Raw genomic sequence first — 25,586 nt, 5'->3', positions numbered from 1 at the left:
CGAAGAAGCGTCCGCAGTCATTGAAACGTCTGTCGCATTCGATCGGCTTGTCGCCATGCGGTCGCGCGCGGCCGCGAAGTCAACTTTTTTAGCAGGCGCCGGCGATGACTTCCCACCGTCGGACTGCGTTTCAGGGAGATTGGAATGAGCAAGTCAGTCCTACTCGCCGGGGAGTCCTGGACGAGCACGGCAACCCATGTCAAGGGGTTCGACCAGTTCGCCTCAGTGACCTATCACACAGGGGCGGCCCAGTTTCTCGCCTTGTTCGGTCACGGCGACTATTCGGTCACGCATATGCCCAGCCATGATGCGCAGACCGTGTTTCCCTCGACGCTCGAGGGCCTGCAGGCCTATGACGCGATCATCTTGTCGGATATCGGCGCGAACACCTTGCTGCTTCATCCCGACACCTGGGCCAAGAGCCAGCGCACACCGAACCGGCTCAAGCTGCTGCGCGAGTATGTCGAGGCCGGGGGCGGCCTCATGATGATCGGCGGCTATCTGAGCTTTCAAGGGATCAACGGGAGCGCCCGCTTCCGCAATACGCCCGTCGAGGAGGTGCTGCCGGTCAGGTGCTTGCCCTACGACGACCGCATCGAGGTTCCTGAAGGGTTCACGCCGGCGATCGTTGCCTCCCATCCGGTCGTCGCTGGGCTTGGAACGCAATGGCCCCATCTGCTCGGCTATAACGAAGTTGAACTGAAACCCGATGCGACACTGATCGCCGAAGTACCGGGCACGCACCATCCTCTGCTCGTTGCGGGTCGGTTTGGCCGGGGCCGCACGCTCGCCTGGACAAGCGATATGTCTGTTCACTGGCTGCCTCCCGAGTTCTCGGAGTGGGACGGCTATGCGCGTTTGTGGCGCAACAGCCTCGACTGGCTGACCGAGCCCCGCACGGCACAATGATCGGGACCGTCGTGAGCGATGCGCCCATCAGCGAAGACGACGGCACTCCCGCACGTGTGTGCGTCGTCGGCAACGCGGCGATCGATCTGACACTGCGTGTCACCGAGCTGCCGCGGGCGGGCGAGACGTCGCTCGCGACGTCGACCGCACTCGATTTCGGCGGCAAGGGCGCCAACCAGGCGGTGATCGCGGCACGCGCGGGCGCGCACGTCGTGCTGTTCGCCGCGACGGGCGACGATCACGACGGTGATCGCATCATCGCGATGCTCGATGCGGAGCACATCGATACCTCGAATGTCGTGCGCTTCGCATGCGCGACCGACCTGTCGATTGTGACCGTCGACGCGCGCGGTGAGAATACGATCGTCACCCGCAACGACGCCGCAGGTCGCTACCGGCCTGATACCCATGCATTCGATCGCGCGACGCGGCGCGGCGACTGGGTCGTCCTGCAGGGCAATCTCAGCGCTGAAGTGACCGAAGCGCTCCTCAAGCATGCCCATGCCCACGGACGCCGCACGATGTTCAATCCAGGACCGGTCGGGTTCGATTGCCGCCCCCTGCTGCCCCATGTCGATGTGCTCGTCGTCAATCGCATCGAGGCGGCAACGCTGGCACAGTGCGCCGATCCGGAAGGCGCCTCTCGCTCGCTGCGTGAGGCGGGCGCGCACGACGTGCTCGTCACGCTCGGCGCGAACGGCGTGATCTGGTGCGGCGGCGACGGTATCCAGCATGCGCAGGCGCCGCGCACGGTTGCAGTCGATACCGTCGGCGCGGGCGATGCGTTCTGCGGCACGCTCGTCGCGGAGATTGCGCACGGCGTGCCGATCGCACAGGCGTTACCGTCGGCACAGTCCGTCGCAGCCTTCGTGGTCGCCCACCGCGGTACGCAATCGAGTTTTCCGGACCGCGCCACGCTGCGCGAACTTCTCTCTTCTCAACGCACCAACGGGTAGATCATGAGTTCCTCCTCGGAAGTAGGACGCGGACGCGCCGACAGCATCAAACAGATCTTCGGGCGCGCACGCGGCGTCGTGATCGGCGTCGTCCACTGCCCGGCCTTTCCCGGCTCGCCGCGCTATGAAGGGCAGCCGACTGAAGCGCTGCTCGAAGCCGCACTCGCCGATGCGACCGCGTATGCACGCGGCGGTGTCGATGGCCTGATCATCGAGAACCACGGCGATGTTCCGTTTGCCAAACCCGAAGACATCGGTCATGAGACGTCGGCATTCATGGCGGTCACGGCGGACCGGATCGTGCGTGAGACGGGCTTGCCGATCGGCATCAACGTTCTGGCGAATGCAGCCATTCCCGCCCTCGCCATCGCCGCCGCGAGCCGTGCGGCGTTTGTCCGGGTCAACCAGTGGGCCAACGCCTATGTCGCGAACGAAGGGCTGATCGAAGGTGCCGCGGCCCGGGCACTGCGCTACCGGTCGCAGTTGCGTGCCGAAGGCATTCGCGTTTTCGCCGACGCACATGTCAAGCATGGTGCGCACGCGATCGTCGCCGACCGTTCGATCGAGGAACTCGTGCGCGACGTTGAATTCTTCGATGCCGATGCGATCATCGCGACAGGCCAGCGCACGGGCGATGCGGCGAGCAGCGACTATCTGCGCCAGATACGCGCGGCTACGCACCTGCCCTTGCTCGTCGGCAGCGGGTGCACGGAACACAACGTCGGCGAGATCCTGTCGATCGTCGACGCCGTCATCGTCGCAAGTTCACTCAAGGTCGGTGGCGTATGGTGGAACGCCGTCGACGAGGAGAAGGTCAGGCAGTTCATGCGGGCCGCTCGCTGAGCACCTTGAACGGAAGGTGCCGCGCTAGCCGGCAGGTCATCGACGGTAGGGATGAGGTAAGGACGTCCTAGCTTGCAAACAGGTCCTTGAACTGGCGAGGCTGGGAACGAAGGTACTGTTTGGGCACGCGCACCTGTGCGCCGAGTTCCGCGGCGGCGTGCCATGGCCAGCGCGGATCGTAGAGGACCGCGCGTGCCAGTGCGATCAAGTCGGCATCGCCGGTCGCGATGATCGCCTCAGCCTGCTCGAAGCTGGAGATCAGCCCGACAGCCACCACCGGCATGCTGACCGCGGATTTGACTGCCCGGGCAAGCGGCACCTGGTAGCTTGGACCCGCCGGGATCTGCTGCGCGGGATGCAGGCCGCCGCTCGATACATGGATTGCATCACAGCCGCGCGCTTCGAGGGCGCGGGCAAAGGCCACGGTCTGCGCGACGTCCCACCCTCCTTCTACCCAGTCCGTACCCGATACTCGCATGCTGAGCGCCTTCTCGGCAGGGAGGGCCGCGCGCACGGCATCGAACACCTCGAGCGGGAAGCGCATCCGGTTTTCCAGCGGACCGCCATATTCGTCGTTGCGCTGGTTGGAGAGCGGCGACAGAAACTGATGCAGAAGATAGCCGTGGGCGGCGTGAAGCTGGATCAGGTCAATCCCAAGTCTTGCGGCACGCCCAGCAGATCCCGCGAAGGCATCCCGCACGCGCTGGAGCCCTTCCCGATCCAGCGCGACTGGTGCAACCTGACCGCTTGCAAAAGGTATCGAAGAGGGTGCCTCGGTCTGCCAGCCATGCGGATCGCCCGGCGCAAACTGCGCGCCGCCTTCCCAGGGGACCTCGGTCGAAGCCTTGCGGCCCGCATGGGACAGCTGGATGGCAATCGGCATGTCCGAATAGCGGCGAATACCCGCCAGTGTGCGGGCTATGGCGGCTTCGGTCTCGTCGTTATACAGTCCGACATCCGCCCAGGTAATGCGGCCCTCCGGGAGCACCGCGGTTGCTTCGATGGTCAGCAGGGCCGCTCCCGAGAGAGAAAGGTGGCCGAGGTGGATCAGATGCCAGTCGTTCATGCGCCCGTTCTCGGCGGAGTACTGGCACATGGGCGCAATCACGATCCGGTTGGACAGAGTCAGATGACGAACGCGGATCGGGTTGAATAAAGCGGGTGGAGCCACGGTGATCTCCTTCCGGTGGTCCGGCGAAAGCGGTGCGGCTGCCCGGACGTCCAGCAATCAAGCCTGCAACGATTTCCCCGGGTCCTTGACGTGCGCTTCGACTTCGAGTCTGTAGAAACGCCCGCTGACAAAACCGAACAGGGTCCAGCCAGCGAAGATGCGCAGACCACCCAGCATCAGCGCCTCCTGGCCGGCGCTGAAGAGCGCATAGAAACTGTAGACCGTTGCAATCATCGCCACGATATTGGTCAGCAATGCGCGATGGGGCGGCACGCCGGCGATTTTCTGGATCGTGATGAGCGCGGCCATCGACATCACATAGGGCACGAGATTGGTCACGACGGCAAGGTTCACGACTTTCTCGAACTGGCTGCTCAATTGCGGGCTGATCGTCATCAGCGACAACGCGACCTGCGCTGCCAGCAGGATCACCATGCCGACGATCGGCGTGCCGGATGAGGTCGCGATCTTGAAGACAGGAACGAAATAGCCGACGTCAGCCGAGCTCTTGAAAACCTGAGCGACGGTGAACTGCCATCCCAGCAGGGAGCCGATGCACGCCACCACCATCAGCGCGGTCACGATGCTGCCGACGGTCGGGCTGAACATGATCGAGAATGCAAGACCGAAAGGTGCGCTCGACTTGGCGAGTATGTCGTTGGGAACGATGCCGGCAATGACGTTGGTGGAAATGATATAGATCACGGCGGAGCCGATCGTACCGCCGAGCACCGCGATGGGAACATTGCGCTCGGGGTTCTCCACGGCATCGGAATTGGCGCAGGCTGATTCGAGCCCGAGAAACGCCCACAGCGTAATTGAAATCGAACTGCCGACCGCCGGCAGAAATGCCACGTTGTGCGGATTCCAGGCTGCGGCCCAGGTGCTGCTGCTGAACCAGAGCCATCCCAGGATCGAAACGGCGACGACGGGAAGAATGACACCCCATACCGTGACGACGCCAATGCGGCCCGTAATCCGGGAACCGCCGAAATTGGCGACCGTGGTGATGATCAGCAGGAAGATGGTCCACAAGCAGGTTTGCACCGGCGTGAGCGTCGCATTGAACAGGACCGTGCCGTAACCCACCGCGGTGATGGCGATCGCCACATTGGCGATGACCAGCGACAGACCATACGTGTAGTTCGCCATATAGTTGCCGGCCTTGCCGAAAGCGTATTCCGCGTAGCCGCCCATGCCGCCCGGCTTGCGGCTGAGCATGCCGCATCGGGCAAACGCATAGGCAAGGGCAAGAGACCCCCCCGCGGTGATGATCCAGGAGAACAGGGAAATCGTGCCGACCTCGGCAAGCTTCGAGGGTAGCAGAATGATGCCGGAGCCCATCATGTTCACCGCCGTCAGGACGGTCAGTTGCCACACATTCATCTTGCTCTTCGATGCGCTCATCTCAATCCCCTCGGATAAAGCGCAGTCCACTTTCGACTGCGACGATAGATGGACTGTCAACTGGATGAAGCTCGACTCGCCTTCAGCGTCACGGGGCCGCTCGCGTCAGCAGATCTCGTGAATGCCATGCGTGAACGTGTGCCCCGGTTTGCGCAAAGTCATTGGGTGAGAACGTGGCCATACGCGCGCTTGGTACCATCGGGCTCCACTTGCACATACACGCCCTGAATCTCGGGCTCGAAGCCGGGCAAGGCGTTGATGCCTTCTTCGAGGGCGCGGAAGTACTGCAAGGCAGGACCTCCCCACACTTCACCCGGTACGACACATAGAACGCCTGGCGGATAAGGCAAAGCGCCTTCGGCAGCGATGCGTCCATCGATGTCGGCAAGCGAAACCAGTTCGACGTTATTGCGCACCAGTTCGGTATTCGCCTGAGACGGGGACATGGCCTGCCTTGGGAAATGCGACTTGCGGAACATCTCCTTTTGCAGCCGCTTCATATCGTGGCTCTTGTAGAAGTCGTGCATCTGGTGGCAGAGCCCGCGAATCGTCTTGCCTTCGTAGCGAGCGCGGTGCCGCTCGTAGATGGACGGCAACACCTCGCGCATGGGACTGTCGTTATCGATGTGTTTCTCGAAACGGCAGATGTAGGCAATCAGATGTTGGAGCTTGGCGAAATTTTCCGAGGGCGTGAGCAGGAACAGAATCGAATTGAGATCCGCCTTCTCCGGGATGAGGCCGTTCTCACGCAGATAGTTCGCCAGTATCGACGCAGGGATGCCGTTGAGCCCGTACTCGCCGGTGCGCATGTCGATGCCGGGTGTCGTCAGTAGAAGCTTGCAAGGGTCGACGAAGTACTGATCCTCGGCATATCCTTCGAAAGCATGCCACGGTTCCTTCGGATTGAACTTGAAGAAGCGCAGGTCGTCGCCGATCATCTCCGTCGGATAGTCGTCCCATGGACGTCCATCCACCGTCTGCGGAATGAAAGGCTTGATGTATTTACATGAGCGCAGCAGCAGCTTGCGCGCTTCGACGCCGGTACGCACGCAGTCGCGCCAGAGATTCCTGCCGGCCGCGCCAGCATGCATCTGCGCATTCACGTCGAGCGCGGCGAAGAGTGGATAAAACGGGCTGGTGGACGCGTGCATCATGTAGGCGTTGTTCAAGCGCTTGTGACTGCAATACCGTTTTTGTCCCTTGATGTGCCGGTCTTTCTTGTGAATCTGCGAGGTCTGGGAGAAACCCGCCTGTTGCTTGTGCACGGACTGCGTCACAAAAATGCCGGGATCGTTCTCGCCCAGTTCAAGCAGCAAAGGCGAACTCGGTTGCATCATCGGAATGAACTGTTCATATCCGACCCATGCCGAGTCGAACAGAATGTAATCGCATAGATGGCCGATGCGCCGAACCACCTGACGGGCGTTGTAGATCGTGCCGTCATAGGTGCCGAGCTGGATGATCGCGAGGCGCAGAGGCCGGGCTTCGTCGGCGCGCTCCGGTGCGACTTCGCGAATCGCATCGCGTAGGTAAGCCTCGTCGAAGCAATGTGCGTCGATCCCGCCGATGAAGCCGTAGCCGTTGCGCGCGGTCTCCAAGTAGACAGGGATCCCACCCGAGAGAACCAGCGCGCCCAGATGGTTCGATTTATGGTTGTTGCGATCGAATAGCACGAGATCGTCCCGCGCGAGCAAGGCACTCGTCACGACCTTGTTCGAGGTCGACGTGCCGTTCAGTACGAAATAGGTCTTGTCCGCGTTGTAGATGCGTGCCGCATTCCTTTGCGCTTCGGCTGCCGGGCCTTCGTGTATGAGCAGGTCGCCCAGCTTGACGTCGGCATTGCACAGGTCCGAGCGGAAGAGCGTCTCACCATAAAAGTCGAAGAACTGCCGCCCCAGCGGATGGTTGGAGAAGAATTGTCCACCCTGATGGCCGGGGCAATCGAACGCGACATAGCCCTGCTTCACATAGTCCTTCAGCATTCTGAAAAACGGTGGGAACAGGTCCTCGGTATATTTATCCGCGGCAGCTGCAATCTGCCTGCCGTAGTAATGCCGATTGCCCCTGCCGATTTCAAAAACACCACTGAGTTGTGCCGCGATACCGCCGGGAATGTCCTCGCCGGGGTTCAAGGCCAGGAAAAAGGGAACATTGAAACCGGTGTCGTGAATTTTCGCGAGAACTCCGGGCGCCTCGCCCGCAGTTGCCACCGCGGCCGCAACATTTGTGAAATCCGTCCGGTGGATATCTACCGTTCCGTAATCCATGATGAAACAATCGGAGAGCGACGGCGACACTGCCACATGTAGCGTCTTCATGAGGCATCCGTAAGGGCGGTGCTACAGCCGCGCCTGCAAAATATCGCGCTTAGGAGGTTCGCCGTCCATGATCTCGAAGATGAACCCGTCATATAGCAAGCCATGACCTATGCGTTCCTTATCGAATTAACCGTTATGACGACACTCAATTGATGTGCGTGGCAGCCGATAGCACCGCCACTTATATACGTGAGGGGAGCAACCGCCGAATCTAGACTGATTGCATGATTTCGCTACAGTCTAGGATACAAAACGCCGAACGCCACCCGCCATCTCGAATTTATAGGAAGGCACCGCAATGAAGCCCGGAAGGACTCTCGGGTTCCTCTGCGTACAAGGCAGGTCGAAGGAATGACTCGCTTGGTCATCGGGCACGATGACCACGTCCGTGGCTTCGTTCCAGTCCAATCGATGGGCAATCGCCTGAGGGGACTGACCCATCGACCGACCGAGCGCAGTGACCTGGCGTTAAAGCGCCGCCCGGAATGCCACGGCGCGGCGACTGTATAGCGCAAGCGTTGCACCGAACGCACAGACCGCGGCGAAGCTCATCCAGTAGCCGGGTGCAGCCTTGTCTCCGGTTGCGTGGATGAGCGCGGTCGAGATCGCCGGGGTGAAACCACCGAAGACGGCGGTCGCCAGGCTGTATGCGAGCGAGAAGCCCGCAACCCTCACTTCCACCGGCATCACCTCGGTCAGTGCGGCCACCATCGCCCCGTTGTAGAGCCCGAAGATCAATGACAGCCACAAGAGCACGAGCAGCATGTGGACAAAGCTCGGCGCGTGGGCAAGCAGAGAAAGCGCCGGGTAGGAGGTGGTCATCGCCAGGGCCGTCATTGCCAGTAGTACGGGCTGACGCCCGACCCGATCCGACAAGGCACCGCCGCAGGGTAACCAGATAAAGTTGGACACGCCTACGCACAGCGTGACGAGCAAGCTGTCAGTGGTACTCAGATGCAGCACGGTCTTGCCGAACGTGGGGGCGTAGACAGTGATGAGATAGAACGTGGTTGTGGTCATTGCTACCAGCAGCAGTCCCGCCACAACGAGCATCCAGTGTCCTGCCAGCGTGCGAAACACTTCGCCCATGCTCGGTCGATGGCGGCGCGCCTTGAATTCACTCGTTTCCTCGAGATTGCGGCGCAGAAAAAAGAGGAAAGGCACGATCAGGCAACCGACGAAAAATGGTACGCGCCAGCCCCATGCCGCAATCGCCGTAGCAGGCAACCATTGATTCAGCGCAAAGCCCAGACCTGCGGCCAGGACGATCGATACCTGCTGACTGGCGGATTGCCAACTGGTGAAGAAGCCCTTTTTTCCCGGTGTGGCCATTTCGGCGAGATAGACCGAGACGCCACCCAGTTCAGCGCCCGCGGAGAAACCCTGCAGCAGCCGACCGATGAGTACGAGCGCGGGAGCGAACAGGCCAATCGTTGCGTAATCCGGAACGAACGCGATCAGGATCGTTCCGCTTGCCATGATCGACAGCGTCACGATCAGGCCCTTGCGGCGGCCGACGTCGTCGATATAGGCGCCCAAAATCACGGCTCCCAGCGGCCGCATCAGGAAGCCCGCGCCGAACACGGCGAAGGTCAGCATCAACGATGCGAATTCGCTACCCGCCGGGAAAAACGCTGCGCCGATCTGTATCGCGTAAAACCCGAACAAGAAAAAATCAAACTGCTCGAGGAAATTTCCGGCAGTCACGCGAAAAACGGCGCCAACTTTAGAAAACTGGGGAGCTGGGATTGGGTACAGTGTCTTGCATCAAGTGTGTCTCCAGGAACGCTTGTCAAGGAAGGGTTCGTTGTTTTGACGCGTATTCTCCCAAATGGCGCGTGTCGATCGATGCAATTTTTCGAACGATGGATGTTCCTTGACGATCAATCGTTCGGTTTGCCCTTCGGACGCATCATGATGCGTCAGCGCGACTTGTGCCCAAACGCTCCGTCGGGATTCGCGTAGGGATTCGCTTTCTTTCGCTTGGCCAAGCGGTCTTCGTCGGACAAACCGGCCTTCTCTCACAGTGCCGCGGGCACTGTTTTCCCAGGCTTCGCATCGGGCTTGATATCTTCAAGACCCTGCGCCCACGCATTGAGCATTCCCTTGGCAATTTCACGGAACTCCGGATATCGCTTGGCATACTTTGCGACGATCGGAAGAATCTTGTGCACAGCCTCCGTTACTTGCGCCATGCAAGTCGCCATGTCGGTGCGCGACAGGGCCAGCCGCGCCCCACCGTACTGCATGAGCAGCTTCCCGGACGCCCATACTCGCTTTCCGGCCAGCGGCAACGCCGGGATGTCAGATGCGAATTCCGGATAGGCCGTCACAGTGACGACGTCGTACACGGGGGCCAGCCTCACATCGTCGGTACTCGTGTACATCACTGCGAAGTTCTTCAGATGCGCATCTCCATTCCGGAGCGCGTAGTTGAGCAACAGCAGGGTGAACAGCCGTCGGGCGCTTTCTTTACGAAACGGTTCGCTGATATAGGTCGTAGACAGCTTCGCGAGGTCCTCGAGCGTACCCTTGTATTTGTTGACAGGGTCAAGACCCTTGAGCGCGCAGAAATCCTCGATCGCAATTTGGGTACCATCCTTCAGCCGATCGAAACGGCGTATTGCCAGCACCTGCCCGTCGTCCGACAGATGTGTCTCCGGGACTTCGAGTCCGGCATGTCGTGCCACCTCCATACAGAGATACTCATTGACCGCGAAACCAGGCAAGTCCGCTGGACCAGTCTTCACGACGAATTCGTCGGTCCACGCCGTAGCCCTGTCCGTCGGCTTTGTGAGGGTCTTCGGCATAACGCCCGAGACACCTTCGGCAATGCCGGCTTCAAGTTGCCGCAACAGGTTGTCCCTCGCCCCAACCGTGGCAAGGAGCGTCGCCAGGTCGATATTCGACGAGGTGAACTGCGGTGCCGCACCGTGTGGCAGCACCCTCACCCGGCCGATACCGTTTGCGCCGGTGAGCGCCAACAGTCCCATGTCGCTCACATCTGCGTGAGCGCCCAGCCGACGGCGAATCAGATCCTTCTTGAATCCCTCGGGAAGGTTCATCTGGAAAAACGGCAGCAGTCCCGCAGCCCACTTGTATGACTCCACCCGAACGGGCAAAAGAAGGGAAACGAGCTCGGATGCCGCTACGTCCGGGAAATAAGTCAAGACGCTTGCTCGCGCCTCCTCGGCCAAGATGCCAACGGGCTTCGAATCGACATACACATCCAGCGTGCGCGTACTGCTCATGTGGAACCCTTGCGACTGCGGCTTGGAGAAGCTTCGCGGTCAGGCGTCAAACGATCGGCTTCTTCGACATGCGCCGAATGGTTGCGAGCGTGTCGAACGCGAGTGCGCATTAGGCTCGAAAGCGCCTGCTCCTCGTCTGCCTCGGCCAAAACGTCATCCAGCGTTCTTCGACGCCCCAGTGGGCGTGCTAGCAATTCAAGCCCGACCGCTTCGAACAGACTCAGCAGTTTTACAAAGCCCAATTCCGGCAGAGCACCCGTCTCGAACAGGCTGACGCGGGCGCGCGGCACGCCGCTTTGATCCGCGACCTCCTGCTGTGTCTTGTTCGCTCGAATGCGCGCGCGCTTTAACTCCGCTCCTAGTTCAGCCAAATTCATGTTCCGTATCCATAGCATTAAGCGCGAGTTGGTACCTAATGCAGTGTAGGCAGAACATTACCGGAATGCAATGGAATGTGTCGCATAAGTAACAGTAATACTGAATATACGGTTAGCGCTATCTATACGATACATTATTTTCAGTCCGCGCCATTGGCGCTCGAATGAGTCATCGCCACAGGCGGACCGCCTCCGTCGCCGCCGGCCGCTGCTGGCACACTCGGAGCATAGGCAACTCGTCGTGCGGGTTGGTGCCCCCGCGCCCCCGGGACGTGACGCACACTTGTCTTCTCGCCCCCCCCAAAGACCGCGCGCACGGACTACCTCGTAAGCGGAGCTGAATTGCAACGTCGTGTTGCGCCGACGATTGATTTGCTTCAGCCTCGCAAAATCCAACGGTCGATGCAAATATGACCACGCTAAAATGTGGGATTGCCATTCTCGCGTGACCACGCATATCCATGACGATCAAGAGACGCTCGACAATAAGAGAGCTTGCAGAGCTGACCGGTGTTCATGCGTCCACCGTGTCCCGGGTGATGAATCCGGCCACGCGTCACCTGATTGGGGCTGAAGTCGTCGAGCGTGTACTCAAGGCAGCGCAGAAGCTCAACTACTCTCCCAACCGGATCGCTGCCACGTTACGGACCAGCCGCTCGGGCACGATCGGGGTCATCCTGCCAGATATTACCAACCCGATATTTCCGCCCATCTGTCGCGGTATCGAAGACGAGCTTGCCAAACGAGGCATGCTGCCGCTCATCGCGAATGCAGCGGGAACAACGGAGCGCAAGCGTTTTGTGGTCGATCAGATGGTGGGCAGGCGCGTCGATGGCTTGATTCTCGCCACCGCCGAGCGCAATGACCCGGTTCTCATGCATTGCCTCGAGGAGGGACTTCCGGTCGTCGTGGTCAACCGCAGCGACGATAGCGGCCTGGTGTCTTGTGTGGTGGGCGACAGCCAACTGGCGATGCGGCTTGCGGTCACTCATCTGACCAAGCTCGGCCACAGCCGCATCGCTCATCTTGCAGGGCCCACCGAGCTATCTACCGGGTTCCAGCGCAAACAGGGCTTTGTGGACGCAATCAAGGAAAACGGCCTGAAGGCGAGCGCCTGCCCCGTTGTGGAATGCGACGCCTATTCGCGTGCCGCCGGCTTGGAGGCTTGCGAGAAGCTGCTGGAGAAGCACAAGAACGTCACGGCAATTGTCGCCGGCAACGATCTGATTGCACTAGGCTCCTACGATGCCCTTCATGCCGCCGGATTGCGCTGTCCAGAGGACATTTCGGTGATCGGCCACAACGACATGCCACTGATGGATGCCGTCGCCCCGGCAATGACCACCATTCATCTGCCGTTGTATGAGATGGGTGCCCGGGCTGCCACTCTGATCGTCGACACGCTCCAGGGAAGCGGAAAGGGACATGTGACTGTCGTATTGCGGCCCGAGCTGATGATCCGCGCCTCGACCGCGGCGCCATCGCCGGCGCGCGCGTGAAGCGGGCGCCGGGCAGACGACAAGGCCCGGGAGCACCCCGGGCCCGCGTTTAGATCACCGCGCTTTTCGGTAGCGCGAGCGCCTCGAGGATTCGCGCACCCGCCGCCTCGGCGTCGCGCAAGGTCTGCTCCGGCCGATTGAGAGACTGGTATTCAAACTTCTGTACCTGGCCCCTCACCATGACCGTGTGGACGTTCGTTACGCTGCCATGGAACACCACGGCCTGCACGGGGTCGACACGAGGCTGAACGTGCGCCTGATCCCATCCGAGCAAGGTCAGATCGGCTTCCTTGCCCGGCGTGACGGAACCGGTGCGGTTCGCCAGCCCAAGCGCGCGTGCGCCGTGGATCGTCGCCGAGCGCAACACGTCGCGTGCATTGAGCGTAAAGCGCTCGGGCATCCGACCTTCCTCATGCAGGCGCGAATTGGCAAGCCCTCGTTCGAGCTGCACCGCAAAGCGCATCTGCGAGAACATGTCGGCGCTGACGCTGGAGACGACATCCGTGCCCAGCACGATATTGCCGCCTGCGCCGAGTACACGACCGGTGATCGGCAAGCCGTGGCCCATCTGCATTTCCACTTCCGGCGTGACGCTGATGCTGACGCCGGCGTCCACAGCCATCGCGATCTCGTCGTCTGCAAGGCGATTGCCGTGCGTCAGGTTGATATCCGGGCCGAGCAGACCAGCCTTGCCGAGCGCACGCACATTCGCCGTGTAGTCGCCGTACATCCCGACGGCGACGTGCATGCTCGACATGATGCCGAGCGAGCGCGCCAGCTCGATATCGGCACGAGTGACCTCAGCCGTGGCGAAATCGGGACCACGCATCGACAGGCCCAGCGTCACCAGATCGTCGTCCGATGAGAGGCGGCTTTTGCGAATTCGCACGACGTCGTCGAGGTGCGGGGTCGTGCTCTGGTAGTACCACTTGCCCACATCGTCGCCGGGTGTGCCGTGGCCGAATACCGCGCGAATTCCGGAATCCTGAAGACCATCGATCGCGCGATCGGTATGTTCCGGCGTGTTGAGGATGTGAGCCCAATCGAACACCGTCGTGACGCCGGCTTCCATCTGCTCGAGTGCGCCGAGGAAGGTGGACAGGTACACGTCCTGCGCGGTGAACTGCTTGCCCGCTGAGCCGAGCGCATGCTGCAGGTAGTCGTTGAAGGTCCAGTCGCCGGCACAGCCTTTCATCACCGTCTGCCACAGGTGAATGTGCGTGTTGACGAAGCCCGGGATCAGCACCTTGTGCCGTCCATCGATCACCGTCGCTTGCCCCGCTTCGATAGACGGCGCGACCTCGACGATCTTGCCGTCCTTGACCAGCACGTCGCCTGTCAGGTCGCCGATCGAGTCGTCCATTGAAACGATATGGGCCTGACGGATGAGAATCGGGCGGCCTGCTGCGAAGGGACCGGCTGAATCGTTAGAAGTATTGCGATGCGTATCCAAGAGTGGCTCCTTACTGAAGATCTGACGGTTGAATGCCGAGCGCGCCGACAATTCGGCTGCTCGAGCGCTGTAACGCCTCAATGACGGCATTCACGTCGTCGTGTATGAGCCGGCCATGGCGTTTGCGCCAGTTGCCGGCCACCATCACAGAGTCGATATTCGATTGGTTCGCGTGCATGACCACCGCCGAAACGGGGTCATGTACGGGCTGCATATTGAGCGAACGGGTCGAAATCATGACGAGGTCTGCCTGCTTGCCGGGCGCGAGGGAGCCTATCGAGTCTTCCTTACCCAGCATCCGCGCACCCTCGATCGTGATCCACGCGAGCGCATCGCGGGTGCGCATGCGGTTCTTGCCGCCGAGCGTGCCTGTCTGGCGTGCTGAGACGTTGTCCAGCGAACGTTGATGCGACAGCGTGATACGCGCCGCAGTCAACATGTCGCCGGACAATGCGCATTCGATATCGCTTCCCAGAGACGGCCTGACACCAAGGTCACGCAGGCGACCTACGATCGGATGACCGTGCCCGGAGACCATTTCGCTTTCGCCCGTCACGGTAAAGCTCACGCCGGCATCGACGAAGCGGGCAAGCTGTTCGTCTGGCAGATCGTTGCCATGAACAATGTTGATCGATTTTCCCAGTAGCCCCTCGGCTTCCAGTCTCGCCCATCCGTCCGGGCTCTTTGCGGGACCGCCGCCCTGGTGCATCGAGGCAACCAGACCGAATTCACGCGCGAGCGCAAAATCCTCCAGCGCCACCTCGAGGGTCGAATAGTGCGGCCCGAGGATCGCCAGACCCAGGCTCAGCAAGCCATCGTCAGGGCCAATTTCACGCGCGAGCCGTTCCATCTCGCTGCGCGGATGTGGGACTTCCCAAAATGGCTTCTGCCCCGGCACCGGATTGGGCTTGGGCGTGCCATGCATGAACGTTGCTCGAATCCCGGCCTGCCTCAATCCCGCGATCCCCGCGTCGCTATGGAGCGGAGTCGGATTGTTGTGGCACCAGTCGGCCAGCGTCGTCGTGCCATTCTCGAGCTGGTTCAGCGCACCAGCCAACGTGGCAATCCGAATGTCTTCCGGTTCGAACTGGGTTGCAAGGCCCGCATGCACCCAACGGAAGTACTCCGGCAAGGTCCAATTCGACGCGACGGTGCGCAACCCAGCCTGCCAGGTATGCAGATGCGCGTTGACAAGCCCGGGGATGACGATGAAATCCGTTCCATCCACGATGGCGGCGTCATGCATCTCAAGCCCTTGCCCCAAGGCAGCAATGCGCGTTCCGTCGATCAGGATGTCGCCGCGAAAGTCGCCCTCCGTCTCGTCCATCGTGACCACAAATGCGTTCTTAATCAGTGTGTAAGCCATTTAATGCCTTTCTGCCCTTCTGCCGGTGGCGGCGACGCCGAATAACGAACCGCCCGCGGCGCCAGTAATTTTCTCACCCGATCTGCGCGCACTAACGCAATCGATTGCATAAATGTACGCCTGACAGGGAATCACAGGAACTAGGTGTTTACCAGAGTGTTCATAATTATGCCGCAAAACGCAATAGACTGTTTCTTATGGAATATCGTATGAACGCCGGTCAGGAACGGCCTCGAAACGCCCGCCAACACGAGAAAAACAGCACGTGCCGGGCGTTTTTCTCCATGCTTGACACTCCCGAGGACCAATCCTATCATGCAATCGATTGCACAACGGAATGAAGGATTGGACATGAACGAGACTGCTTCGCAGGGCATTATTGAAAACGCGGATGGCGTGACCAAAATCGTGGAAGCGGCAATGGCCAATACGACCAATCCGCGCCTGAAGCAAATTCTGCTGGCTCTGGTCAAGCACAGCCACGCATTTCTCAGGGAAGTGCGCCTGACCGATCAGGAATTCGAGCAAGGTCATGCATTCCTGAAAGACGTCGGTCAGGCATGCAATGACTTGCATAACGAGGTGGTCCTGCTCGCGGACGTGCTTGGGATCTCGACGCTCGTCACCCTGCTGAACAACTCGGATACGAATGGGCGTACGTCTGGCGCGCTGCTTGGACCTTTTTTCCGTGGTGGCGCAGCCCAGTTCGAGAACGGCGCGGACATCGCAGCCGAAGGCTCTCCGGGCAAGCCGCTCTTCGTCAGGGCAAAAGTGTTGAACACGCGCCGTGAGCCGCTGGTGAACGCACAAGTGAACGTCTGGCAGGCCTCGCCGATCGGTCTCTATGAAAACCAGGATCCAGATCAGCCGGAAATGAATCTGCGGGGTGAGTTTCGTACCGATGAGAACGGCGAATTCTATTTCCGCAGTGTGCGCCCGTCCGGTTACCCCGTGCCGACGCACGGACCGGTGGGCCCCCTGCTCGCCGCCCAGAAACGGCACCCTTATCGCCCGGCGCACATCCACTTCGTGGTCATTGCCGAGGGTTATGCAACGCTCGTGACCCAGGTGTTTGCCGACGATTCCGACCATCTGAACTCCGACGTTGCCTTTGGCGTGACGCGCGATCTGGTCGGCCGCTTTGAACTGCGCGAGACTGGCGCACCGCAACCCGTCGAAGGGTCTTTCTACACGCTTGACTATGAATTCGTGCTGGCCGAAGGCACGCCGACCTACCCGGTCCCCCCGATCAAGTAAGCACTGTCACCAAGAGGCACAAGATGTCCGAATCACTTGAAGGAAAAATTGCAGTCGTCATCGGCGGTACCGGTGGTATCGGTGTCGCGACGAGCCGGCGTTTCGCTGCTGCGGGCGCGCGCGTCGTGGTGGCGGGCCTGACCGTCGAAAGTGCGCAGGAGGTCATCAAGGCATTGCCAGGGACCGGCCACCACGCAGCCGCGGTGTCCATCACCGACAGCGCAACGCTGGCCCAACTCGCCCAGGATGTGGAAAGCCGCTATGGCCACGCCGATGTGCTCGTCAATGCAGCCGGATTCACAAAGCCGGTCCCGCACGCCGACCTCGATGCGCTGACGGATGAACTCATCGACGACATCATGCGGGTCAACTGGCGCGCCCAGTTCGCCGCGGTCCGTGCGTTCCGTGCACTATTGGACAAGTCCGGTGCCGGGCTGATCGTGAATGTGTCGTCGATTTCAGGATCGAACGGAATCGGCAGCAACATCGCCTATTGCGCCACGAAGGCAGGTCTCGATGTGATGACCATGTCGCTTGCACGCGTGCTGGCGCCCAAGGTGCGCATCCTCAACGTGTCGCCCGGGGTGGTCGACACGGGATTCGTGCCCGGACGCAGCGCCGACTTCAACGACAAGGTCGCCAACACCACACCGCTGCGGCGCATCGGCAGCCCGGACGACATCGCGCAGGCAATCGAAGCGTGCGCGACACACCTGACGTTCAGCACCGGCACGACGATCGTCGTCGATGGCGGACGCCGCCTCTGATAGCCCGGCGAGCCGGCCCGATTGACGGGGGCTCGCCTCAATGGCCTTGTCTTGCCGCGTCTGCGTGTCACAACCTGATTCGAGAGAGAACTAGCGATGCATTCCCGCAAAACCATCATTACTTGCGCCATCACGGGCAATCTGACCAAGCCGGAGCAACATCCGGGACTTCCGATCACGCCTGCACAGATCGCCAGTTCAGCACTTGACGCCGCCGCTGCCGGTGCTTCGGTCGTCCATATCCACGTTCGGGATCCGAAAACCGGAAACCCTTCGATGGAACTGGATCTGTACCGCGAAGTGATGCAACGTATCCGCGAAGCCAACCCGGAACTGGTCATCAATCTGACCACGGGTCCGGGCGGTCGCTTCGTGCCGGGCGAAGAAGACCCAAGGGTGGCCGGTCCCGGTACCACGCTCCTGCGTCCGGAAAAGCGCGTCGAACACATCGCGGCACTGCGGCCCGACATCGCCACGCTTGACCTCAATACGATGAACTCCGGCGCTCAGGTGGTGATCAATACGCCACGCAATCTCACGCGCATGGCAAACATCATCCGTGAGGCGGGTGTCAAACCCGAGCTGGAAGTGTTCGACACCGGCGACATTCATCTGGCGCTGGATCTCATCAAGGACGGCGTGCTCGATGGCCCCGCATTGTGGACACTCGTCACCGGTGTGAAGTATGGCTTCAACTCGTCACCGGAGACGATTCTCTATGCGCGGAACCTGTTGCCGGCCGGCGCCGTCTGGTCGGCCTTCGGTGTCGGCCGGTTCGAGTTTCCCATCGTCGGTCAAGCATGGCTGGCGGGTGGTCATGTCCGCGTCGGCCTCGAAGACAACATTTACATCTCGCGCGGCGTGCTCGCGGAGAGCAACGCTCAATTGGTGACCCGTGCGCGTGACATCGTGCTGTCAATGGGCGGCGAGATCGCCACGGCGCGCGAAGCCCGCGACATATTGGAGTTGCCGTGAGCGCATCGGACACATTTGAGCATCTGCGCATGCAGCCGCGCATCGACTCGAGTGCATTCATTGCAGCTGGGACGGCCATCATCGCCGATGTCGAGATTGGCGCACGGTCATCGATCTGGTTCAATTGCGTGCTGCGCGGTGACGTCCAGCGCATCTCCGTGGGTGCCGGCACAAATATCCAGGACGGATCCGTTGTCCATTGCTCGACGGGCGGACGTCCCACTTTGATCGGCGATGCCGTGTCAGTCGGGCACGGTGCGATTCTGCATTCCTGCACGATCGAAGACACGGGCTTTGTCGGCTTCGGCGCCCGGGTGCTCGACGGCGCGATTATTCGCCGCGGGGGCATGCTGGCCGCAGGGGCGGTCCTGACACCAGGCAAAGTCGTCGGCACGGGCGAGCTGTGGGCGGGCAATCCCGCGAAACTGCTGCGTACGATGGAAAGCAAAGAACTGAGCGCGCTGAGCGCGGTCGCCGAGCGATACATGGCGCTTGCCCTCGCCTACCAGAATGGCGGCGCGGAAAACATCAGATACAAGGAGAAGTAACATGGCAAAGGCCGTAGTCGTTGAAAAAAAGAGCGCGAACATCGACAGCCTCGAGCTGAACTTCGTGCAGCAATCCAAGCCGGCGATCAAAGCCGACCAGTGCCTCGTCGAGGTACGCAGCTCGGGTGTCAATCCGAGCGACGTCAAGGCGGTGCTGGGTTTCATGTCTCACGCTGTCTGGCCGCGCACACCCGGCCGTGACTATGCGGGCGTCGTCGTGGACGGTCCCGCTGCGCTGATCGGCAAGGAAGTCTGGGGCAGCGGCGGTGAACTGGGGATTCGCACAAACGGCGCCCACGCGAATTTTGTGGCCGTGCCGGTGGCGAGCGTTCGCGAGAAGCCTGCCGCACTGACGATGGATGAAGCGGGTGCAGCCGGTGTTCCGTTCGTGACCGCTGCCGAAGGTCTGCGTCGTGCGGGCGGTGCCGCTGCGGGCAAGGTGGTGCTCGTGTTGGGCGCGAACGGCAAGGTCGGCCAGGCTGCCATTCAGATGGCCACGCTGGCGGGTGCCCAGGTGTTCGGCGTCGAGCGGAGTACCCAAGATTATGTCGGTCACGCAAACGGCAAGGTGACGATGATCTCCGCCGAAAATCTGGACACCGAGTTGCGCGATCTCACCGGCGGTCATGGTGCCGACATCGTGTTCAACACCGTGGGCAGCCCTTACTTCGACAAGGCAAACCGCTCGATGGCGATGCGCGGAACGCAGATCTTCATCTCGACGATCGACCGCGCGATTCCGTTCGACATTCTCGAGTTCTACCGCGGCCAACGCACCTACGTCGGTGTCGATACGCTCGCACTCGACAGCGTCGAGGGCGCGCTCGTCTACGATAGTCTGGCCGGTTCGTTCGAGAGCGGCGCATTGAAGCCATTCCCGATCGTTGAAGACCATGTGTTTACGCTTGACAAGGCGGCAGACGCATACCGTATCGTGTTCAACGGCGCGCAACATCGCGTCGTGCTCAAGCCCTAAGCCTTACGCGTTCTGGCAAGGCACCGCCTTGCGTCCCGGATAAGCACTTCGGTACGCATTGCGTGCCCTTGCAAGGACATGAAACAGGTCCGTCGCAGTCGCTCTGGCTCGGCGTGTCCACGATGGAGCCCGACAACCATACGGTGTTGTCGGGCTCCATTGCTATTTGCGCCTCAGCCGCACTCGCCTTATCCGTCGTTTGCGTCGCTTGGTCGCCGAGAAGTTTGTAGAGGAGATGGCGCAATTCCTCGAACTCGGCCTTCGTGAATTCTTGACATCCTCCCAGAATCGCCTTCTTGAAGCCCGACTTCGCGCGGACGTTGCGCCTCGGAGGATGCATACCCCTTCTCGCAGATTTACATCACACTGTGATATAAATACACCCTCTTTCGATTCTCGGATCCTCAATGACCGCGCGTGCTCGAGGTTTGAACAAAAAGGCGTTTGAGCAGCTCTCCGAATTTCGTTTTCAAATGAGGCGCTTCGAGCGATTTTCGGAGAAGGCAGTTCAGGCGGAAGGCGTGACTCCGTTGCAGTACCTGCTGATGCTCCACATCAAGGGCTATCCCGGTCGGGATTGGGCAACGGTTGGCGAAGTGGCTGAACGACTGCAGGCGCAACATCACGGCGTGGTCGCGCTGGTGACGCGTTGCGAGGCACTGGGCCTGGTCCGCAGAACGGTGAGTGAGACCGACCGGAGGCAAGTCGAGATACGCCTCGAGCCGCCAGGCGAACAGCTTTTGTCCCGTCTTGCGGAATTGCATCGCGCGGAACTGAAGTCTCTTGCGGGCTCGTTCACCATTCCTCACATCGACCTGGACCCATCATGAGGCAAGGCTCCCACAAGCGCGATTTCTCGAAGAACTCGCGGCTTCTCACCCTGTCGTCGCTCGCGACGGTCATTGGTGGCATCAGCACGCTCGCGGCTTGCGTCCTGATCGCGCTTATCCATCTGTTCACCAATCTGTTCTTCTTCGGCACCGTCTCGTTCGCGGACCGCTCGCCCTCGCACAACTTCCTCGGCGCCTGGGTCGTGGTCGTCCCGGTCGTCGGCGGCCTGATCGTCGGCCTCATGGCGCGTTACGGATCCGAAAAAATTCGCGGCCATGGCATCCCGGAGGCGATCGAGGCCATCCTGTTCGGCAAGAGTCGGATGTCGCCGAGGGTGGCGGCACTCAAACCCTTGTCGTCCGCAATCGTGATCGGCAGCGGCGGACCATTCGGTGCGGAAGGCCCGATCATCGTGACGGGCGGGGCACTGGCTTCGCTGCTCGCACAATGTTTCGAACTCAGCGCCGCTGAGCGCAAGGCGCTGTTGGTGGCGGGCGCCGCCGCTGGCATGACCGCGGTATTTGGCACGCCGGTTGCAGCCGTACTGCTCGCCGTCGAATTGCTGCTCTTCGAATGGCGTCCACGTAGTTTCCTGCCCGTCGCGATTGCGTGCGCGGTCGCCGGCTTCGCTCGCGCAGCGTTCTTCGGCACGGGCCCGCTTTTCCCGCTGGTCACCGCCTCGCCAAACGGTCTTGCGCTCCTGTCGTGCGTGGTGGCGGGACTGCTTGCAGGTGCGCTCGCATCAGGGCTCTCCGTGACGCTCTACAAGATAGAAGATCTTTTCGGCACGCTTCGCATCCACTGGATGTGGTGGCCCGCGATCGGCGGCCTCATCGTAGGGATCGGCGGTTACTTCGAACCTCGCGCTCTGGGCGTCGGTTACGACGTCATCGACGATCTCCTGCATATGCATATCGTGCTGCAGGTCGTCGTCGGCGTACTCGCGGTCAAGGCGGTCATTTGGCTGTTTGCTCTCGGCTCCGGCACGTCGGGCGGTGTCCTCGCCCCCCTGCTGATGCTGGGGGCCGGACTAGGTGCGGTCCTGTCGCATGTTCTGCCCGGTGGCGAGCCGGCCTTGTGGCCCTTGGTTTGCATGGCCGCCGTGCTCGGTGCCACGCTCGGCGCGCCCTTGACCGCAATCGTGTTTGCGTTCGGCCTCACCCATGATGCCAATGCGCTGCTGCCGCTTCTTGCCGCGACGCTTGTCGCGCATGGCTTCAGTACCGTCGTCATGAAGCGCTCCATCCTGACGGAGAAGATTGCCCGGCGCGGTCGTCACATCTATCGCGAGTATGGAGTCGACCCGCTTGAGCGTCACTACGTTGATGAAATCATGTGCCGCGACGTCGAGACGATCGATGCCAGCCTTTCGGTCCAACAGGCGCTCGAGACGTATTTTGGCAGCAGGCAGACACATCGCGCCTACCCTGTGATTCGAGGCGGAAAAGTGGTGGGCATGGCCGATCGCACCGTGCTTGAATCTGGGTCCAACGGCTCGGGGAGCCTCGCCAGGAGCATCAGCATCGCCGACGCAATGCCGGACAATGGCCTGGTGGTCGCACTGCCCGAAGAAACATGCAAGCTCGTTGCCGCGCGAATGGCGGCGCACGGGCTCCAACGACTGGCCGTAGTCGACAGCACGGAGACGATGCGACTCATTGGAATCGTATCGCGCAGTGACGTTATCGAGCTGTCATTCGCGCATTTCGAAGAGGAGCACAGGACGGAGCATTTTCGACCTTTCATCCGTCCGCGCAGCGGGCAGTTGCCCGGGTAGCCGGGCTTTCATGGGCATCCGACAGGGGCCGTCGAATGACCGGCCGCTAGCGACCTGCTCGGATAGTCAAGCCGATAAGACCATGCGGCGAGGTCGGACCCATTTTCACGGCGCTGTCGACGCGATTGCGCTAGAACTCGAAGACATCGCCGCGCGCGAGCTTGTTCGGTGTGAGGCGGATCGATGCTTCGAGTTCGCTCATCGTCAGATCTTCGTGTCCCGGCTTAAGGTGCGCGATGAACAATTCAAATGATGCCGAGAGCGACGGCAACTGCGCGGCAAGCATGCTCGGGCACAGGTGCTTCGACGCGATCGCAAGATCACGCTGCGAGTCGGGGAACGCCGTCTCGACGATCAAATAGCGCAGCGTAGGTATTTGCGCGAGCGCTTGCCAAAACTCGGGACATAGCGTTGTGTCACCGGAGAAGGCGAGACTTCCGCTCGGGCCGTCGAGGCGGTAGCCGACTGCAGGCGTCGTGTGGTTGGCTGGCAGCGCCGTCAGCGAACGGGGACCGTGTGTCGAGTGATCGAGGGTACAGGATTCGCCGACCTCCATCGACTTGAAGCGAAAGTACGGCTTGGCCGGACTCGGGATGCGGCTGAAGTCGGGCCATAGCGCGTCATTGAAAAGATGCGCGCGCAGGATCGCCTCCGTCGCTCGCGTGCAATGCACGACGAGCGGCACGCTGCGTAGTGCACCCACCGCGTCGATCATCAAAGGCAAAAATGCGATGTGGTCGATATGCGCATGCGTCACGAACACCCTGTCAATGCGCGCGAGTGCATCGCAATCGAGATCGCCGACACCCGTGCCCGCATCGACCAGCACGTCGTCATCGATCAGCAGCGCGGTGGTGCGTGCCTCTGCACCGTCGATGCCACCGCTACAGCCAAGCACGGTTACTTTCATCTCGAACGGCTCTCATTCGATGTCGAAGGTGTAGACACCGGTACATTCAAGCGCGGGCCCCTGCTGTTGCGCAATTCTCATCGCCGACGGGCACACCCCAGAATGCCATGATCACGTCGCCGATGTATACCTCTTAGGCGACACCCAGTGCCTGCAATATCGGTAGATGAATCTGAGCAAAGCGCTTCGCTTTCGCGATCAGATCGGCGAAAGAAGTCGCTGCGCCTGATGGCAGCCCCGTTGTCGTCTGCGTAGCCTGAGAAGCCGCGCGCAGCACAGCCTCAGCGAATTCAGCCCATTGCGCCGGTTCCTGCATGTCGTGCATTCTCGCCAATAAGAAGAGTTGCGGCACACGCGGCACAAAGACCCCCGAACCCGACACCGGACTCACCAGGAACTGCACGTCGTCATGATGGCGCGCCTGTTCGCAGATTGCTGCATTCAGCTTCTCAGCCGACGGCTGGGCGGCCCTGATTTGTGCGTCGTCCTGGCAATTCAGCAATACGCCCATGCTAACCAGTAGCGTGACGGCCTTGGCGATCTGCGTCAGTGTGATGCCCCGTGCGCGAACGGTTTCCTCGATATCGGACAGGGGCACGGGGCGATAGCTGGATAGCGCGTCGAGAATAGGGCCGTACAGCGCTTCCGGTAGCAGCGTCTCGCCGAGCGCGCCGCGCACCTTCAGCACGACGGATGCTCTCGGCAGGGCCAGGATTACCCGATGAGCGAGCAGTTTCGCCTCCCGCTCGTCGTCGCTGAGCGTCCGTGGATCCTTGACCCAATAGTCGCGCCGCAACGACCGGTTCACGCAGAAATCGCGCACAGTTTCTCGCAAACCCGTATCGCCAATGTCCGCTAGCAAACCGCATTGCGCCGGGCTGAGGTTGATCTCATCGACGTGATCGCGATAGTCCGCGGATCCCCCATAAGTCAAACCGGCCTCGACAAGCGACGAGGCGACCTGCAGGAAAGACATCGGGTGCCAGTCACGATTGAAATACTCATGTGCGAGATAGTTCGGGCTCTCCCCCGACAACGCATCGACGCGCTCGGCAAGCAGTGGGTTGACCAGTGCATAGCCCGGTTGTGTCGCAAATACGGCCTGTGCAAAATCGACGGCGGCTTTGATGCGCACCTGCATGCGCTCTTCGGCGACCATGCCGTTGTGCGACTCGGACACCGCACCGACCTTGAAATGCCGGTGCATCAATTCGCGCACGGGAAGCATCGGGGTCCACCCGGGCTGGGTGTTATAGCTCAGATACAGCACGCCGCCGGCCTTGAGCTTGCGGCGTATGAAATCTGCGACCAGCGCGCGGGTCTCGTCGGAAATCCAGCTCCAGATGCCGTGCATGCCGACGAAATCGAAATCCGGCAAATCGTCGCGCCGGCAGAACGCCGAAAAATGCTCACCGAACAATTGCGCCCGGGATTCGGCACTGCTCGCCAGTCGCCGGGCGAAGTTCGCATGAGGCGGATGGAAGTCGGTGCCGTACCATCGCGTGGTCGACCCGGCTGCGTGAATATTGACGCTCACGCCGTGACCAAAGCCCAACTCGCATGCACTTTGCACAGTTGGCAAGTCAAGCCCGGCATGCAGCAAGGGAAGCGTCAGCCGCAGCGGATTCAGCTCATCGCAATAGCCGAATGTGTATGCAATCCCATCAACGTAACCCGTATCCAACTCACCCACGTCTTAGCTCTCGTTCTTTTTGCGCGGACGCCCGTATGGGCTCCCCAATTTGCCGATCCGGCGGGCCGTGGCACTTGCCTGGATCATAGCGCGTCTGAGCGTGACGGCGCCGGGTGCGAATGCAACCCCGGCGGAAGAACTGGAAAGTCTTACTGCGGCGACGAGACTGTAGCTTTCTAAGGAAGACCTGAAATTGTTTGCCGAGGTCAGCGCCACAGCGAAATAGACGAGTCGCCTGAAGACCCTCCGTTTTGCGCGTTGAGCCCATTCAGCCTCAACGCGCTCCGGCGCTCAACCAAGAC

21 protein-coding genes are annotated in these 25,586 nt (G+C 61.0%); 11 read left to right on the top strand and 10 right to left on the bottom strand.

Going from position 1 to position 25,586, the window contains the following annotated elements; genetic code table 11:
* Nucleotides 1–144: 144 nt before the first annotated feature.
* The 3 genes from HV670_RS17805 to HV670_RS17795 are packed head-to-tail and all read left to right on the top strand — an operon-like array spanning nt 145 to nt 2,708.
* Nucleotides 145–909 carry a glutamine amidotransferase gene (locus HV670_RS17805; protein ID WP_175106126.1) on the top strand — a complete coding sequence of 255 codons (765 nt, stop codon included), beginning with the start codon at nt 145–147 and terminating at the stop codon, nt 907–909.
* Nucleotides 906–1,865 (top strand): ribokinase, encoded by a 960-nt coding sequence (locus HV670_RS17800; RefSeq protein WP_175106125.1) that lies wholly within the window; start codon nt 906–908, stop codon nt 1,863–1,865. Before HV670_RS17805 ends, HV670_RS17800 begins: the two co-directional genes overlap by 4 nt.
* A 3-nt stretch (nt 1,866–1,868) precedes the next feature.
* The gene (locus HV670_RS17795) at nt 1,869–2,708 is read left to right on the top strand and encodes a BtpA/SgcQ family protein (protein ID WP_175106124.1); all 840 of its coding nucleotides are present in this window, start codon (nt 1,869–1,871) and stop codon (nt 2,706–2,708) included.
* A 67-nt stretch (nt 2,709–2,775) separates the two neighbouring features.
* Here HV670_RS17795 and HV670_RS17790 read toward each other — a convergent pair whose 3' ends face one another.
* The 6 genes from HV670_RS17790 to HV670_RS17765 all read right to left on the bottom strand — a co-directional run bounded on the left by HV670_RS17790 (nt 2,776) and on the right by HV670_RS17765 (nt 11,232).
* Complete coding sequence (locus HV670_RS17790) at nt 2,776–3,879, bottom strand: NADH:flavin oxidoreductase/NADH oxidase (RefSeq protein ID WP_175106123.1); 1,104 nt, start codon at nt 3,877–3,879, stop codon at nt 2,776–2,778.
* 57 nt (nt 3,880–3,936) lie between these two features.
* Nucleotides 3,937–5,286, bottom strand: coding sequence for a putrescine-ornithine antiporter (gene potE / locus HV670_RS17785; protein ID WP_175106122.1), 1,350 nt, complete (start codon nt 5,284–5,286; stop codon nt 3,937–3,939).
* 158 nt (nt 5,287–5,444) lie between these two features.
* Nucleotides 5,445–7,604 (bottom strand): ornithine decarboxylase, encoded by a 2,160-nt coding sequence (locus HV670_RS17780; RefSeq protein WP_175106121.1) that lies wholly within the window; start codon nt 7,602–7,604, stop codon nt 5,445–5,447.
* Between the two features lie 468 nt (nt 7,605–8,072).
* Nucleotides 8,073–9,362, bottom strand: a complete 1,290-nt coding sequence (gene tcuC, locus HV670_RS17775) for an MFS transporter (RefSeq protein WP_175106156.1) — start codon at nt 9,360–9,362, stop codon at nt 8,073–8,075.
* A gap of 263 nt (nt 9,363–9,625) precedes the next feature.
* A complete protein-coding gene (locus tag HV670_RS17770) occupies nt 9,626–10,855 on the bottom strand; it encodes a type II toxin-antitoxin system HipA family toxin (protein WP_281362418.1) in 1,230 nt (409 codons plus the stop codon).
* Complete coding sequence (locus HV670_RS17765; RefSeq protein ID WP_175106120.1) at nt 10,852–11,232, bottom strand: helix-turn-helix domain-containing protein; 381 nt, start codon at nt 11,230–11,232, stop codon at nt 10,852–10,854. Before HV670_RS17765 ends, HV670_RS17770 begins: the two co-directional genes overlap by 4 nt.
* Nucleotides 11,233–11,693: 461 nt before the next feature.
* Here HV670_RS17765 and HV670_RS17760 point away from each other — a divergent pair, with 461 nt between their 5' ends.
* Entirely contained in the window at nt 11,694–12,731 is a 1,038-nt protein-coding gene (locus tag HV670_RS17760; RefSeq protein ID WP_175106119.1) for a LacI family DNA-binding transcriptional regulator, read from the top strand.
* A 49-nt stretch (nt 12,732–12,780) separates the two neighbouring features.
* Here the strand turns inward: HV670_RS17760 and HV670_RS17755 are convergent, their stop codons facing one another.
* Nucleotides 12,781–14,184, bottom strand: a complete 1,404-nt coding sequence (locus tag HV670_RS17755) for an amidohydrolase family protein (RefSeq protein WP_175106118.1) — start codon at nt 14,182–14,184, stop codon at nt 12,781–12,783.
* 10 nt (nt 14,185–14,194) lie between these two features.
* Nucleotides 14,195–15,550 (bottom strand): amidohydrolase family protein, encoded by a 1,356-nt coding sequence (locus HV670_RS17750; RefSeq protein WP_175106117.1) that lies wholly within the window; start codon nt 15,548–15,550, stop codon nt 14,195–14,197.
* 351 nt (nt 15,551–15,901) lie between these two features.
* Here HV670_RS17750 and HV670_RS17745 point away from each other — a divergent pair, with 351 nt between their 5' ends.
* From HV670_RS17745 to HV670_RS17715, 7 genes are all read left to right on the top strand, one after another.
* Nucleotides 15,902–16,807: a dioxygenase family protein gene (locus tag HV670_RS17745; RefSeq protein ID WP_246257619.1), complete on the top strand. Its 906-nt coding sequence runs from the start codon at nt 15,902–15,904 to the stop codon at nt 16,805–16,807.
* A gap of 23 nt (nt 16,808–16,830) precedes the next feature.
* Nucleotides 16,831–17,574 carry an SDR family NAD(P)-dependent oxidoreductase gene (locus HV670_RS17740; RefSeq protein ID WP_175106115.1) on the top strand — a complete coding sequence of 248 codons (744 nt, stop codon included), beginning with the start codon at nt 16,831–16,833 and terminating at the stop codon, nt 17,572–17,574.
* Between the two features lie 96 nt (nt 17,575–17,670).
* Nucleotides 17,671–18,549 carry a beta-keto acid cleavage family enzyme gene (locus HV670_RS17735; protein ID WP_175106114.1) on the top strand — a complete coding sequence of 293 codons (879 nt, stop codon included), beginning with the start codon at nt 17,671–17,673 and terminating at the stop codon, nt 18,547–18,549.
* Entirely contained in the window at nt 18,546–19,097 is a 552-nt protein-coding gene (locus HV670_RS17730; RefSeq protein WP_246257614.1) for a gamma carbonic anhydrase family protein, read from the top strand. The genes HV670_RS17735 and HV670_RS17730 overlap by 4 nt, the downstream gene beginning before the upstream one ends.
* 1 nt (nt 19,098) lies before the next feature.
* Nucleotides 19,099–20,073, top strand: a complete 975-nt coding sequence (locus HV670_RS17725) for a quinone oxidoreductase family protein (protein ID WP_175106113.1) — start codon at nt 19,099–19,101, stop codon at nt 20,071–20,073.
* Between the two features lie 407 nt (nt 20,074–20,480).
* Nucleotides 20,481–20,903: a MarR family winged helix-turn-helix transcriptional regulator gene (locus tag HV670_RS17720; RefSeq protein WP_175106112.1), complete on the top strand. Its 423-nt coding sequence runs from the start codon at nt 20,481–20,483 to the stop codon at nt 20,901–20,903.
* Nucleotides 20,900–22,681 (top strand): chloride channel protein, encoded by a 1,782-nt coding sequence (locus HV670_RS17715; RefSeq protein ID WP_175106111.1) that lies wholly within the window; start codon nt 20,900–20,902, stop codon nt 22,679–22,681. The genes HV670_RS17720 and HV670_RS17715 overlap by 4 nt, the downstream gene beginning before the upstream one ends.
* A 130-nt stretch (nt 22,682–22,811) precedes the next feature.
* Here HV670_RS17715 and HV670_RS17710 read toward each other — a convergent pair whose 3' ends face one another.
* Together HV670_RS17710 and HV670_RS17705 are read right to left on the bottom strand one after the other, a co-directional pair.
* Nucleotides 22,812–23,591 (bottom strand): 3',5'-cyclic-nucleotide phosphodiesterase, encoded by a 780-nt coding sequence (locus tag HV670_RS17710; protein ID WP_175106110.1) that lies wholly within the window; start codon nt 23,589–23,591, stop codon nt 22,812–22,814.
* 133 nt (nt 23,592–23,724) lie between these two features.
* Complete coding sequence (locus tag HV670_RS17705; RefSeq protein WP_175106109.1) at nt 23,725–25,284, bottom strand: class I SAM-dependent methyltransferase; 1,560 nt, start codon at nt 25,282–25,284, stop codon at nt 23,725–23,727.
* Nucleotides 25,285–25,586: the final 302 nt, after the last annotated feature.

The sequence above is a fragment of the Pararobbsia alpina genome, from assembly GCF_902859895.1.
Taxonomy (GTDB): Bacteria; Pseudomonadota; Gammaproteobacteria; order Burkholderiales; family Burkholderiaceae; genus Pararobbsia; species Pararobbsia alpina.
The sequence above is the reverse complement of the archived record's forward strand: the minus strand, read 5'-3'. Positions and strand labels throughout refer to the sequence as shown.

Coding starts and splice junctions, on each gene's coding strand:
- HV670_RS17805 (WP_175106126.1), top strand. CDS start 145: ATGAGCAAGTCAGTCCTACTCGCCGGGGAGTCCTGGACGAGCACGGCA.
- HV670_RS17800 (WP_175106125.1), top strand. CDS start 906: ATGATCGGGACCGTCGTGAGCGATGCGCCCATCAGCGAAGACGACGGC.
- HV670_RS17795 (WP_175106124.1), top strand. CDS start 1,869: ATGAGTTCCTCCTCGGAAGTAGGACGCGGACGCGCCGACAGCATCAAA.
- potE (WP_175106122.1), bottom strand. CDS start 5,286: ATGAGCGCATCGAAGAGCAAGATGAATGTGTGGCAACTGACCGTCCTG.
- HV670_RS17780 (WP_175106121.1), bottom strand. CDS start 7,604: ATGAAGACGCTACATGTGGCAGTGTCGCCGTCGCTCTCCGATTGTTTC.
- HV670_RS17770 (WP_281362418.1), bottom strand. CDS start 10,855: ATGAGCAGTACGCGCACGCTGGATGTGTATGTCGATTCGAAGCCCGTT.
- HV670_RS17765 (WP_175106120.1), bottom strand. CDS start 11,232: ATGAATTTGGCTGAACTAGGAGCGGAGTTAAAGCGCGCGCGCATTCGA.
- HV670_RS17760 (WP_175106119.1), top strand. CDS start 11,694: ATGACGATCAAGAGACGCTCGACAATAAGAGAGCTTGCAGAGCTGACC.
- HV670_RS17750 (WP_175106117.1), bottom strand. CDS start 15,550: ATGGCTTACACACTGATTAAGAACGCATTTGTGGTCACGATGGACGAG.
- HV670_RS17745 (WP_246257619.1), top strand. CDS start 15,902: ATGAACGAGACTGCTTCGCAGGGCATTATTGAAAACGCGGATGGCGTG.
- HV670_RS17740 (WP_175106115.1), top strand. CDS start 16,831: ATGTCCGAATCACTTGAAGGAAAAATTGCAGTCGTCATCGGCGGTACC.
- HV670_RS17735 (WP_175106114.1), top strand. CDS start 17,671: ATGCATTCCCGCAAAACCATCATTACTTGCGCCATCACGGGCAATCTG.
- HV670_RS17725 (WP_175106113.1), top strand. CDS start 19,099: ATGGCAAAGGCCGTAGTCGTTGAAAAAAAGAGCGCGAACATCGACAGC.
- HV670_RS17720 (WP_175106112.1), top strand. CDS start 20,481: ATGACCGCGCGTGCTCGAGGTTTGAACAAAAAGGCGTTTGAGCAGCTC.
- HV670_RS17715 (WP_175106111.1), top strand. CDS start 20,900: ATGAGGCAAGGCTCCCACAAGCGCGATTTCTCGAAGAACTCGCGGCTT.
- HV670_RS17710 (WP_175106110.1), bottom strand. CDS start 23,591: ATGAAAGTAACCGTGCTTGGCTGTAGCGGTGGCATCGACGGTGCAGAG.